13 protein-coding genes are annotated in these 12,704 nt (G+C 40.7%); 9 read left to right on the top strand and 4 right to left on the bottom strand.

What is annotated here, in order from left to right; genetic code table 11:
* Positions 1-31: 31 nt before the first annotated feature.
* Positions 32-2,692 (top strand): hypothetical protein, encoded by a 2,661-nt coding sequence (locus JW841_15395; protein MBN1962319.1) that lies wholly within the window; start codon positions 32-34, stop codon positions 2,690-2,692.
* A 381-nt stretch (positions 2,693-3,073) separates the two neighbouring features.
* Here the strand turns inward: JW841_15395 and lepB are convergent, their stop codons facing one another.
* Both lepB and JW841_15385 read right to left on the bottom strand, forming a co-directional pair.
* Positions 3,074-3,505 carry a signal peptidase I gene (gene lepB / locus JW841_15390; protein ID MBN1962318.1) on the bottom strand — a complete coding sequence of 144 codons (432 nt, stop codon included), beginning with the start codon at positions 3,503-3,505 and terminating at the stop codon, positions 3,074-3,076.
* The gene (locus JW841_15385) at positions 3,477-3,680 is read right to left on the bottom strand and encodes a hypothetical protein (GenBank protein MBN1962317.1); all 204 of its coding nucleotides are present in this window, start codon (positions 3,678-3,680) and stop codon (positions 3,477-3,479) included. The genes lepB and JW841_15385 overlap by 29 nt, the downstream gene beginning before the upstream one ends.
* A 145-nt stretch (positions 3,681-3,825) precedes the next feature.
* Between JW841_15385 and JW841_15380 the strand changes: the two genes are divergently transcribed.
* On the top strand, positions 3,826-4,812 hold the full coding sequence (locus JW841_15380) for a tetratricopeptide repeat protein (protein ID MBN1962316.1): 987 nt from the start codon (positions 3,826-3,828) through the stop codon (positions 4,810-4,812).
* A 10-nt stretch (positions 4,813-4,822) separates the two neighbouring features.
* Here JW841_15380 and JW841_15375 read toward each other — a convergent pair whose 3' ends face one another.
* On the bottom strand, positions 4,823-5,680 hold the full coding sequence (locus tag JW841_15375) for a 3'(2'),5'-bisphosphate nucleotidase CysQ (GenBank protein MBN1962315.1): 858 nt from the start codon (positions 5,678-5,680) through the stop codon (positions 4,823-4,825).
* 219 nt (positions 5,681-5,899) lie between these two features.
* On the opposite strand from JW841_15375, the gene JW841_15370 reads away from it, so the two are divergent.
* Positions 5,900-6,433 (top strand): hypothetical protein, encoded by a 534-nt coding sequence (locus JW841_15370; GenBank protein MBN1962314.1) that lies wholly within the window; start codon positions 5,900-5,902, stop codon positions 6,431-6,433.
* A 32-nt stretch (positions 6,434-6,465) separates the two neighbouring features.
* Here JW841_15370 and JW841_15365 read toward each other — a convergent pair whose 3' ends face one another.
* Positions 6,466-7,032, bottom strand: coding sequence for a hypothetical protein (locus tag JW841_15365; protein MBN1962313.1), 567 nt, complete (start codon positions 7,030-7,032; stop codon positions 6,466-6,468).
* A 115-nt stretch (positions 7,033-7,147) separates the two neighbouring features.
* Here JW841_15365 and JW841_15360 point away from each other — a divergent pair, with 115 nt between their 5' ends.
* The 6 genes from JW841_15360 to JW841_15335 all read left to right on the top strand — a co-directional run.
* Positions 7,148-8,044: a tyrosine recombinase gene (locus JW841_15360; GenBank protein ID MBN1962312.1), complete on the top strand. Its 897-nt coding sequence runs from the start codon at positions 7,148-7,150 to the stop codon at positions 8,042-8,044.
* 178 nt (positions 8,045-8,222) lie between these two features.
* On the top strand, positions 8,223-8,888 hold the full coding sequence (locus tag JW841_15355) for a site-2 protease family protein (GenBank protein ID MBN1962311.1): 666 nt from the start codon (positions 8,223-8,225) through the stop codon (positions 8,886-8,888).
* 66 nt (positions 8,889-8,954) lie between these two features.
* Positions 8,955-9,944: a tryptophan--tRNA ligase gene (trpS, locus tag JW841_15350; GenBank protein ID MBN1962310.1), complete on the top strand. Its 990-nt coding sequence runs from the start codon at positions 8,955-8,957 to the stop codon at positions 9,942-9,944.
* Positions 9,941-11,284, top strand: coding sequence for a segregation/condensation protein A (locus tag JW841_15345; protein MBN1962309.1), 1,344 nt, complete (start codon positions 9,941-9,943; stop codon positions 11,282-11,284). Before trpS ends, JW841_15345 begins: the two co-directional genes overlap by 4 nt.
* A 2-nt stretch (positions 11,285-11,286) precedes the next feature.
* Positions 11,287-12,108 carry an SMC-Scp complex subunit ScpB gene (gene scpB, locus JW841_15340; GenBank protein MBN1962308.1) on the top strand — a complete coding sequence of 274 codons (822 nt, stop codon included), beginning with the start codon at positions 11,287-11,289 and terminating at the stop codon, positions 12,106-12,108.
* A gap of 25 nt (positions 12,109-12,133) precedes the next feature.
* Positions 12,134-12,704: rRNA pseudouridine synthase (locus tag JW841_15335; protein ID MBN1962307.1), on the top strand; the 571-nt coding region annotated here is incomplete at its 3' end.

The raw sequence follows: 12,704 nt of genomic DNA, 5'->3' as shown, positions 1-12,704 counted from the left end.
AAACTCATATGACAATCATAAAGGTATAACTATGCGCCAAACTGCCCACATGATTATCATCACGCTTTTCAGTATCGCTACTGCTTGTGGTGACTCGGGGTCGTCTTCTTCATCAACCGCAAAGCTAACTGTTACTGCAACCATATTATCAGGAGGAGTTTCTGAAGTGATCTATGGTGTGAAGGCCAATGGCAGCAACAAAGTGACCATCAATGTTGATGGCGCCACAAGTGCGCCTATATCACTAAGGACTCAGCAAGGTACATTTGCAGATGGTACTACATCAGCGACCATAAATGGCAGATCTGGTTTTGTTGATCTCACGGTCTGTAATGCACATACATCATCGACCTGTGCCGGAAATGTTATTGTAACCGCTTCTGATGCTAATGAGGTCACTGGTCGTATTACACTTAGCTTTATCGGCTACGAAACCATTTGCAACAACAGCATTGATGACAACAACGACACCAATATTGACTGTGCTGACCCTGATTGCGCGACCCAAGCTTGTATCCTTAATAAAACAGCGGGCACTTGCCAGAATTTAGTTTGTGTCACTGAAGAATGTACACCCACCAAGTCGACTGATATCTGCAACAACAACATTGACGATGATTGTGATGGCAATACAGATTGCGAAGACTCTGACTGTGACGCGCAATCATGTCTCATTAATTCAGCAGCAGGCACTTGCCAGAATTCGGTTTGTGTTGCCATAGCATGTACACCAACCCAAACGACCGAGATTTGCGATAACAACATTGACGATGATTGTGATACTAATATTGATTGCGCTGATTCTGATTGTGCTGATCAGACCTGCAAAACTAACTCTTCTAACTTTATCTGCAAAAACAATGTTTGTACTGACACAACGTCAGGTTATGGACTTACATTGGTTCCTAAGCGCAAACGATTACCTGCTGACGGAGGGGCAACAACGACTATAACAGCAACCCTTACCTATCAAGGTGAACCTAAGGCTGATACCAATATAACCCTAACGACTAATCTTAGTACTTTTATAGTAAACTCTACGACTCCCACAACAACGACAATTGTTACTGACTCTAACGGTATCGCGGAGGTAACCTATAAAGCTAGTGCTAACGCCGGAGTTGCAACTATCACTGCTGCCCTTACCTTACTACCGCAAATAAGTATTTCTGCGTTGGTTACAATGCCAGCGCTCGGTTCAATTCAAGTCAAGGCGATTCAAAACCAAGTAATGGGAGTGAAGTATTCTGGATGGAATGAACAAAATTTAATCAGTGTGATGTTGCTTGATACTGAGCAGAATCCCTATCCAGATGGGCTAGCAGTGCGTTTTCAACACCAACGCCTTGGTGGTTCAAGTATCTCAACACCTTGGACTGCCGATATTCCTAGCATGTGCCTACAAGCAAATAAATGCCTTGGCTATCAAACCCAAACCTCGTCACCTACTGATCAACCTGACACTACTGGTTTAGCATATGTAAACCTCTATTCTGGTACTGTAGCTGGGTTAGTATCTGTTATAGCTACTGCCTCTGCTGGTGGTACAACTCAAGATTTCACCATTCAAAACATTGCCATCGTCGGGGCAAAAGTAAATGGTGCCCACATTGCTCTTGATTGCACACCTAAAAATATACCTGCTTTGATGGACACTGATTGTCTACATACATTCTACGCTGGCAAAGAGAGCCCTATACAATGCACATCCTATTTTGCCGATAGATTCAACAATGTACTTGGCAAATCGCTACTCGTCACCTTCGCCAGCGAAGCCGGGGCCGCAGGTCAGCCAGTAGCCACTGGGCAATATGACCCCACCCAAGGAACTGACCAAACAAGCTCGCTTGGTTTTGTAACCAATACGATAGCGGTTACCGGTTATGGTCTTCCGGCTGATGTTGCGCCGTTTACGTCAGATGGTGAATTGAGTTTTGACAATCCTTCAGGAAGCGATGTCTGTGGAGTTACTACTTATAATCAACGTGATGGTCTATCAACTATTATAGTAATGGCCACAGGGGAAGAAGGCTTCGTTGATAGCAATGGTAATGGTTACTGGGATACAGGTGAGCCATTTATTGATCAAGGTGAACCATTTATCGATGCTGATGATGATGGTGCCTTTGATACTAATGAATATTTCGTTGACTTAAATGGCAATAACACCTGGGATATGCCCAATGGAATATGGGATTCAGATACTACTCTCTGGACTGAGACTCGCGTGCTTTACACAGGGATACCTGTTTTCGCAACTGGGTTTTCGTCTGTTGCTCCTGATACGCAATCGATTCCAGCCTCTAGCAGTAAAATGTCAACCTTCTATTTTATGGACCGAAATCAAAATCCTATCTCACCGGCGGCTACTTTTGCAACACAACCAGAGATGGCCCTTGTCACTGCCAAAATTTTATATAGCCCTACGTCAGTTGATAACTTAGGGCTTTCATTTACACAGCAGTACTGCGATCAGCCCGCAGGAAGTACTCCGACTGTATGTGCCAGCACTTGTCCAAGCTCACCATGCTACCTTGTATCTAAAATTTATGGCTATGACAGCGCTGTCAGCTCTGGAGTGGTGGCTATCACAAGTGGATCAACAAGCGGTACAGATACTATCGATATTATACCTACTATCGATAAAGTCATCATAACGCCAGGGTTGCAGGTAGATGTTACGGTACCGTAACTACATTATAAAGTTGGCTTTTTTATCAATAACTGCGTTTTTGTCTTATTATAAAAATCGCATCACTTCTATAATCGCTTTTAAAAAAAAGAAATTTTATGTCATTTATAATGGCGGCGGTTTAAAAAATCCCACAACCTTAAAAAAATGAATTTTGGGGTTGTAGTCTATTGACTAGCTGCAAATCTATAATGCAAAGTTAATTATTAATAGCACTAATAATAATCATATGAATGAGTAGGTTGGTAACTGTTCTCGCTTTCATTGTTGCTTTGTTGTTCGTTGGTATCTTCAGTATCTTTTGAGTTTTGAGTCGGTACAGATACTGAATATGGATCAGATGGCGCCGAAGGTGCGCTTTCATAATATGGGCTATAGGGGTTATATTGTGTCGTTGTTGTTTGTTCTTGTGTCGGCGTATTCGTTGGAAAGTCGCTGCCCTATTCGACTCCATCTGAAGTTACCATCTACGGGATCCACAGACCACCAAATAACTGCAGGCTCGCCAATGATGTTCTCTACAGAAACAAATCCCCACATGCGACTATCCCAAGAGTTGTCACGGTTATCGCCGAGCACAAATACATGCCCTTTGGGAACGACTTCGGGTCCGTAGTCAGTAGCTACATATTCTGTTTCAACCGACCTCAGTATTTTATAGGTTTTGCCTGATGGCAAAGTCTCGTTGTAGCAATTAGCAGTAACCGGTATTGGTTCACCGCCTGGTTTAGATTCGTTCACAATAAGTTGAGGTGTTTCACAAGGCTTATAAGCTACAGCTTTTTCATTTAGCCAAATTAAGCAATGTGCCAAGCGTCATTACAATTAACATAGGGAACCAACGAGCTAGAGATATTGTAATTCCTAAGTACGGTTTACCTGAGTAAACATGGCCCAGACCGGGAGAAACAATAGCTAGCAGCGCCGCAAGCCACGGACGTCGTGGTTTATTGGCTGTCGAATGTGTCGCTTCAGAATCTGCGTTCATAGTGATACCTGTATATTAAAATCGATTTAGATATCGATAAACAAAAAAAATTATTATTATCGTTTGGCACCTTTGAGTCTAAATGTTAGTACAAGCACCTGATTTTCTTGTCGGGTTTTTATTTAAGTAAGCAGGAGGCAATTTTATGGTTGATGCCGACAAAGAATTGATTGAGTTACGCCGCGAAATCATTGAGGCACGCAATCAAGCGATTAAAACAGATAATCAGGTTAAAAACCTTTCAATCGAAATTAAAAGTTTTCAAAAGCGTTTCGATTCACTTGAACGACGAACTCGCATTGCTAGTATTGGCGTGCATATTATTGTAGCCACAGCAATTATTATTGCTGCATTCGTAATTCACAGCGCTCTTGTTGGTTCGTTAAAAAGTGAACTTGAAAGTACCCAAAAAGCTACTACTGATATAAAAATAAAAGCAGAAAAAGCGTTAGCACATGCCAAACAACGTGAAAAAGAAATCGAAAAAGAGCGCAATCTTCGCAAAAAAGCTGCAGCAAGTGCGGTCAAGTTAGTAACCTTATTAGACAATAAACAAGAAAAAGAAGCGGTTGATTTGCTAGAAGATATTGAGTTATCGCAGCTTACTACTCTTGAGGCAAAATTGCTTGAAAGGCGAGTTAGTGATTTGCGTGATCAGGCAGCCGAAAGCGCTTATCGTTTGGCACGTACCGCCCAAAACAAAAGCAATCACAGCAGTGCCATTATGGGATATCAACGTTCTCTTAAACTTGCACCTGATGGTCGTTTTGCTTCAGCGGCTCGTTATTATTTAGCGGCAGCTTTATGGAGTCAAAAACGTTATCAAGAAGCAGAGCCAGTTCTGCGTACAATAATAAAATCAAATGATGACGCTGCGGTTATCGATGAGGCGCGTTATCTACTTGGAGTTACTTTGGCGGCTCTAAATCGTCGAGAAGAAGCGCGCAAAGTACTTACTGAAGTTCAGCGTAAAGGGGGTAAATTTGGAAATTACGCAAAAGGGCAATTAGCTTCACTCGATAAAACTGAACTCAGTCAAAAGACTAAAGCCAAAGACGCACAAGCAAAACCTGCCACAAAATTAAAACCAAAGCCATCAGCAAAACCAGCCAATAAGACTAATAACGACTAACTGTTTTGCTTTACTCGCTATACCAATTACGTTCTTGTGCAAGTGGTATAACTGCGTCTACACATCGTTTATGTAACAGCGAATTTGTCGCTAGCATGCCATGCGGAGTATTGGGCACGGTTTTATTATACAACAATGGTTTTCCTAATGCGTCAGTCATGCATCCACCAGCAGCAGTAATGATTGCTTCTGATGCGCAAGCGTCCCATTCTTGTGTTTTATTTGAAAGCGATAAATAAACATCAGCGCTACCTTCTGCAATACGTACTACTTTTAGACCCACGCTGCCATGAGGTTCAATTTTTGTAATACCGAGTGTTTTTATTACGCGACTTACGCTTTGTGAGCGATGTGAGCGAGAAACCATTATTCTGGCTTGTTTTAGATCTGTATTTTTAGTTGAAGATAAAGCTACCGGATGTTCATCTTTATGCTGTCGAAAAGCTTGGCTTTTAACTCCCCAATATAATGTAGCGCTAGTAGGGTGATAAACAACGCCAAGTGTGGCTTTGCCGTAAATTGCAAGACCTATCATAACCGCAAATTGCCCATTACGTTCAATAAATTCTCGCGTACCATCAAGCGGGTCAACACACCATAATCTATACCGACTATATCGTTCATCAGATTGCGGAGATTCTTCTGCTAATATGGCATCATGAGGGAATTCTGCGATTAGCCCATTAACAATTAGTTGATTAGCGTCTTTATCAGCTTGAGTAACAGGATCTGATTTACTCACATCTTTAAATTGAACTGATATTTTTTGACTATAATGTTCAAGAATTATTTCACCAGCGGCTATTGCTAATTTTTTTGCCACTTTTAATTCTTGGTCAAGATTTGTTTGCGTGTCGATTAAAACCACAATTTTTCTCTTTTTTTTAAATTTTTTAGGTAATTCGATTTAGAATTATGTTTCTTTAGTTGACCCATCAATGTCGGCAACGTAGTTAGTGCCGATAGCACATTGAATTCAACACTCAACACTATCTTTTTAAAAACAAAGTATTTTTAAAATGATTAACATGACAAATTCGATCAAAAACTTAATTGTTATTGCTAGCGGTAAAGGGGGCGTGGGTAAATGGTTGAACATGTTATGAATTTACGATTTTTTTTAGCCCAATTAAAAAAACCTTTGATTGTTTTTTTTATTTTATTCTCATCCATATTGATCGGATGTGGCCAGGATGCTTGCCCGCCTGCAGATGGTCAAACTAATACCCCATCATCTCCAAAAATTGAAAGGATATGGCTAATTGATCATCCAATGCCGGACGACCCTTGGGCGATAGTTTTAGCTCTATCTTTTTCTGATAAAGAGGGAGATCTTCAAAACGGTAGTGCCACTATCTACTTAAATGGCGATCAGACGCCTGTTACTTTAAATTTATTATCGAGTTTTCGTGATAACGCTATAGATCCAAATAGTACTTCAGGTACAATCACATTACCGGTAATTCGTATGAGTAATATTTATAACAATCAAGTAATTCGTTTGGGTGTACGTATAATTGATGAACAACAATACCAAAGCAATTGCTATAGTATCGACCTTAAATACAGCGTAAAAGATAAAAATGTTGCGAATTCAATTTCTATCAGAAATGCTTTTTAATTTTTAGCGCTTTAAAAAGTAGAGTATGAAATTTAAGTATTCTTTGATTCAACTATTATTAATAATTTTAATCGTTTATCTCTAATATTACGTTCGGTTTTTAATGTACAAAGCTCTAAAGATACTTGGCCTTGATTTACCAAAAATAATTCAAAATCTGCATTTAAACTTTGAGCGCGAATTGGTGATAAGCGAGTTAGTTGAGCCGGACCTTCAAGACAGATTACGCTCCAGTCATCGGCAGTTGCGGTGGCGTCACTAACTAAAATGTATAATGTCGCGCCAACAAAAGTGCGAATGGTAGTATCATGGTCACGAATGGAGATAATACGTTCAGCTCGGGCTCGTTGTTTATTTTGTCTTTGAGTTAAAGCACGCAAGAAATCTGCTAATACACCTTTGCCGCCATTAGTAGTGGTTTCGTGATCAAATACCGAAATTAGATATTGCAGTGTTTTTTCGCTAAGATTATCGCTTCGTCTTGCCAAGCGAATTAAAGTAAAAGCATCATAAAAAGATACCGGCTCGCCACTGGTTAAATAACCTTGTGCAAGACGCCAAAGTTGTTCTTCAAATGAGATATTGCTGAAGGTAGTCACTTTATAAAGGTATAAATTAATATTGTAAAAAATACCAACTATACATGAGGTTATCAGATTGAAGTAAATAAACAAAAATTGCCAAATATATAATAAAAGCGTATTTTTTACTGCAATGGAACAATCTTGTGACCGCTATCTTGAACATCTACGGGTTGAACGCAATCTTTCGCCACGGACGATTGAAGCATATGCACGAGATCTCTTTGGATTGCGAACAGCGCTTTCTGATCAAAAGGTTAATAAACCAGAAGCAGTGCGTACTTTACATTTAACACGCTGGCTTGCTGGGTTATCAAAACAAGGATTAACTCCTGCAAGTCAGGGGCGAGCACTTTCTGCTGTTCGACAGTTTTTCAATTTTCTAGTAGTTGCACAAAAAATAAAACAAAATCCGACTAAATTGCTTATTGGTCCACGCCAACGTCGTAAATTACCTATTGTTGTATCTAGAGCTGAAGCTGATCGTTTAATGCAGCAGTCTTCACATACGACAACCCCCCGAGCATTACGTGATCATGCAGCCATGGAGTTGCTATATGCATCTGGTTTACGTGCTAGTGAGCTATGCCAATTACAAATCGACGAACTGCATTTATCTCTTGGGGTTGTTAGACCATTTGGTAAAGGTAGCAAAGAGCGCGTGGTTCCTCTTGGAAAACCAGCGATTGCAGCTTTAACTGCTTATTTAAATCAAGGTAGGCCTGCTTTATTAAAAGGGCGTCCAAGTCAATATATTTTTATAGGCAATCGTGGCCTACCAATATCACGAATGGCCATTTTTAAAATTATCAGACGGTTGGGAGTTCAAGCGGGGATTGCACGTTCACTGTCACCACATAAACTACGCCATGCTTTTGCTACGCATTTATTGCAGGGTGGTGCTGATTTACGTTCGGTACAAGAAATGTTAGGGCACGCCAATATTGCAACTACTGAGATTTATACCCATGTTGATACTAAAGACTTATGTTCAGTAGTTGATAGGCACCATCCACTTGGCAAGGGCTAGTAATTGGCTACAAAAACTAAGCCTTTTTTTAAACTATAGCTAATATTATGGCGGCGGTTGACGGCGGTATGCATAGCAGCGTACTAAGCCGGATGCTGTTTAGCTTAAGTTTCACACTGTTGCCTTATTTAGTGAAGCGGCGGCAACATCTAGGTCTTGGGAGTTCTTGGGAGTTCTTGTGGAACAAGGCAATTTTGATACTTTTATAGTCGCCATAATTGGTTTAATACCCGTAATTTTATCACTTTCTGTCCATGAATTTGCTCATGCTTGGAGTGCTAAGCAGCTTGGGGATGATACCGCTACGCGTCACGGTCGTTTAACCCTTAATCCAATTGCACATATCGATCCAATTGGCACACTCGTATTGCCGTTGTTATTAACAATGCAAGGACTACCAGCTTTTGGTTGGGCAAAACCTGTTCCTACTGATCCATCTCGTTACACGCGCAAAATTTCAATGTGGAAGGGGCATATGATTGTAGCGGCTGCCGGGCCAATATCAAACTTGCTAATGGCAATTATATGTTTGGCGTTAGCATCTTTTTTGGTGCATTCAGGTTATATCGCCAATACTCCCGAAGCAATTGCAACTTTTTTAATTCGTATGGTCATAATTAACATTGCTTTGTTTGTTTTTAATATGCTTCCAGTAGCTCCATTAGATGGTCAGTCAGTTCTTGCAGGTTTGTTACCATCTGCATGGGCTTCTGGTTTTCATAACATAAGCCGTCGTTTTGGTTGGATTGGTCTTATTTTGATAATTGTTTTTGCTGGTCGAATATTAGCTCGTCCTGTCGAGCTAATATTTACAGGATTAAAGGCAATTGTAGGTCTTAGTTAAAGTAATTTATTTAGGGACACCCCCTAATTGACGTTTCGTTGTTTTGCGATCAAAAGGTAGCTTATTATGGCAAATCCAGCACGAGTTCTATCAGGAAACAGACCTACTGGTCCGCTTCATCTTGGGCATTATTTTGGTGCCTTAGAAAACTGGGTTCGCCTACAAAACAGTGGTGAATATCATTGCTTTTTTATGTCAGCTGACTGGCATGCGCTTACTACTGGGTATAATGATACTTCTCAATTTTTACGTTTTCGTCGTGAGATGTTTGCTGATTGGATTGCAGTTGGTATTGATCCAAAAAAATCCACTCTTTTTACGCAAGCTGCAGTACCTGAACATGGTGAATTATCGACCTTGTTAGGAATGTTGACTCCAATTCCGTGGCTTGAACGGGTGCCGTCATATAAAGAAATGCGACAAGAATTAAGTGACCGTGATCTCTCAACGATTGGTTTTTTAGGATATCCGCTACTACAGACGGCTGATATTGTTATTTATAAAGCAACTCATGTTCCAGTTGGCGAGGACCAGGTAGCTCATGTTGAGCTATCACGTAAAATAGTACGGCGATTTAATAGTTATTATAAACCTGTATTTCCTGAGCCCCAATCATTGCTAGCTAAGACACGAAGGCTTGTTGGACTAGATGGCAGAAAGATGTCAAAGTCCTATAACAATGCCGTGTACCTTTCTGATAGTAAAGAAGAAATTAAGAAAAAGGTTATGCCAGCGCCAACAGACCCTGCACGAATCAAACGCACTGATCCTGGTAATCCTGAAATATGCAATATCTATTCATATCAGACTATTTTTCAGGATGAATTGTCTCTTAAAGAAATTGAAACAGGATGTCGTACTGCCGCAATAGGATGTGTTGATTGCAAAAAACAACTACTCGAAAAACTAGAAATATTTCTTGAGCCAATTCGTGAAAAACGACAACTTATCCTTGCATCAAGTGATTTAGATGACGCAATTGCACAAGGAAATGCCGTTGCCAGAGCAGAAGCTCAAAAAACCATGATTGAAGTTCGGGAGGCAATGGGTCTGTGAAAAAGCGCATTGGTGCATTATTTGCGCGCGTAACTCATTCAGTGCGTCGTTGGTGGACGAAGATCACTTCGAGCCGTCAAGCTGAAGTGCGTTTGCGTTTAACAGCACCAAATCATTTAACAAATGATGCGCCAATTCCCAATGAACCGACAATTATATCCAAAGCTTCACAAGAGAGGGATCAGCATTTAGCTGATCTCGAAGCAGCGCGAATTGCTCAAGAACAAGCTCGCATTGCCCAAGAAGAAGCTGATCGGGCAGAGGCTGAGCGATTAGCCCAAGAAGAAATAAAACGAGTAGAAGACGAACGTCTAGCCCAACAAGAAGCTGAAAGAATCGCCAAAGCCGAAGCCCAAGCCGCCCAAGAACAAGCTGAACGACTTGCTCAACAAGAAGCTGAACGGCTAGAGGCTGAACGAGTTGCAAAAGAAGAAGCCGCTCGTATTGCCGAGGCAGAGGCCAAAGCAGCCGAAGAAGCTCGTAAAGCCGAACGCCCACCACTAGTTATTCCAAATGATTACGTCCCAGCAGCTGAAAGTGACCATGAGTTATATCAAATAGATGTTAATGGATTTGAAGGTCCACTTGACTTGCTTCTATTCCTTATCCGCAAGCATGCTCTTGATATTTTTGATATTCCTATAGCCTTTATATGTGAGCGCTATCTTGATTGCTTACATACTATGGAAGAATTAAATATTGATGTGGCTGCTGAGTTTTTAGCTGTATCTGCTGAATTATTATACATAAAATCTAAACTTTTATTACCTAAGCCGGTTGAAGTAGATGACGAAGAAGAAACTGACCCACGCGCAGATTTGGTAAGGCGTTTACTTGAATATCAAAAATATAAAGATGCGGCGGGGCAATTAGCAGGTTTAACACGTGTAGGGCGTGATACCTTTAACCGCAATCCTGAAAATATCCCTAAATCAACTGAACTTCAGCCATTAGCAGAGGTAGGTTTATTTGCCCTTATTGAAGCTTTCGATGCGGTGCTTAAAAGACAAAAACCTGAATTACGTCATCAGGTTGTTCTTGAAGCAGTATCAGTACGTCAACGAGTACGTGCTTTTATTGAAGTTTTCATTGAGCGTCAGTCAATACCCTTTGAAGAACTGTTAGCCGATTTGGCAATGCGTATTGATATTGTCGTAAGTTTTTTAGCTATTTTAGAAATGGTAAAATTGCAACTGCTACGTATTTATCAATCAAATGAAGGCGGTATTTATCTTGAAGCACGTTTTTCTACTGCTCTGCAAGCAAATGCTAAACTTGAAGGTTTAGATGCTAGTTTTGATAAAAAAACGCCCAAAGATGAAAACGAGAGGCGGTTATAAATATGGATAGCCACGAAATACGACATGCTATTGAAGCGATTGTTTTTGCTTCTGCTGAACCAGTAACACTTAATACCCTTAAGAAAATATTTTTAAGACTTTGGTGTGAAGAAACCAAAGAGATACAAGAAGAACTAATTAGCGAATTAAAGAGTATATACGATATATTAATTGCAGAAACTAACCAAAGTGATGATAAACGAGGCTTTGTATTAGTACAGGTCGCTGATGGTCTAACCTATCGTTCAAATACTCGCTATTCATATGTATTGCGCGCAATGTGTGAAGAAAAACCTTTGCGTTTGTCGCAAGCGGCGCTTGAAACTTTAGCGGTAATAGCCTATCGCCAACCGGTTACCAAGCCAGAAATAGATGATATTCGTGGTGTAGATTGTGGCGGTACTATGCGTTTATTGCTTGAACGCAATCTTATTCGCATTGTTGGCAAAAAAGATGAACCAGGTAGACCTATGCTTTATGCGACCACGCGAGAATTTTTAAGCTTTTTTAACTTAAACAATCTTGCTCAACTGCCAAGTCTACGTGAATTTCATGAGCTTAACCCAGAATCGACAGAAGAGTTGCGTGATTTTGATGAAAAGCATCAAAGTATTGAAAAACTTAGTCAACAAGCAAAGAAGTTGGGCTTTGATGCAGGTCCTGATGTTGAATTGCTTGACCAAGCAATGTCACAGCTTACTACTACAGAGGCTACAACGCGTGATGCCTTAGCATCGCAAGGTATTCAGATTGAACAAGAAACCATAAGCAACGAAATAGCAGTAACAAATAATAATACTGATAATAAAAACGCACAAAATTAAGAGAGATTGGTTTACACTAAAAGCCATGAAACAAATTCGATTGCAGAAGATAATCGCTAACGCGGGCATAGCTTCGCGACGAGCGGCCGAGAATTATATCATAGATGGTCGGGTAAGGGTTAACGGTCAAGTGATTCGTACTTTAGGGGCCAAGGCTGACCCAGTAAATGACACAATTGAAGTAGAAGGTCATGGTCGCCTTAAATCAGAACCAAAGCTGACAATTGCTATGCATAAACCAACACATGTGGTTAGCACGGTACGTGATCCTGAAGGCCGCCCAACGATTATGCGCGTGCTTGAAAGAAGCCGCGCTAAAGGCGAACGGCGCTTTGAGGGTGAACTGCCACGATTGTACCCAGTTGGTAGATTAGATTTTGATGCCGAAGGATTAATTCTATTAACTAACGATGGCGAACTGGCCCAAGTTTTAACTCATCCATCATTTAGAGTACCGAGAACATACATGGTGAAAGTAAGGGGGAGGCCCGATACCAAGGCGCTTGAAAGACTGCAAAGGGGCGTTCGTCTTAAAAACCCCGATGGTTCATTAACGCGACCTACCGCACAATGCGAAGCAAGACTTGCAAAAGTAG

Source organism: Deltaproteobacteria bacterium, from assembly GCA_016931625.1.
Classification (GTDB): Bacteria; Myxococcota; XYA12-FULL-58-9; order XYA12-FULL-58-9; family JAFGEK01; genus JAFGEK01.
The sequence above is the reverse complement of the archived record's forward strand: the minus strand, read 5'-3'. Positions and strand labels throughout refer to the sequence as shown.

Excerpts from the sequence above, each read along its gene's own strand:
- JW841_15395 (MBN1962319.1), top strand. The coding sequence starts at position 32 with ATGCGCCAAACTGCCCACATGATTATCATCACGCTTTTCAGTATCGCT.
- JW841_15385 (MBN1962317.1), bottom strand. The coding sequence starts at position 3,680 with ATGAACGCAGATTCTGAAGCGACACATTCGACAGCCAATAAACCACGA.
- JW841_15380 (MBN1962316.1), top strand. The coding sequence starts at position 3,826 with ATGGTTGATGCCGACAAAGAATTGATTGAGTTACGCCGCGAAATCATT.
- JW841_15370 (MBN1962314.1), top strand. The coding sequence starts at position 5,900 with ATGGTTGAACATGTTATGAATTTACGATTTTTTTTAGCCCAATTAAAA.
- JW841_15360 (MBN1962312.1), top strand. The coding sequence starts at position 7,148 with ATGGAACAATCTTGTGACCGCTATCTTGAACATCTACGGGTTGAACGC.
- trpS (MBN1962310.1), top strand. The coding sequence starts at position 8,955 with ATGGCAAATCCAGCACGAGTTCTATCAGGAAACAGACCTACTGGTCCG.
- scpB (MBN1962308.1), top strand. The coding sequence starts at position 11,287 with ATGGATAGCCACGAAATACGACATGCTATTGAAGCGATTGTTTTTGCT.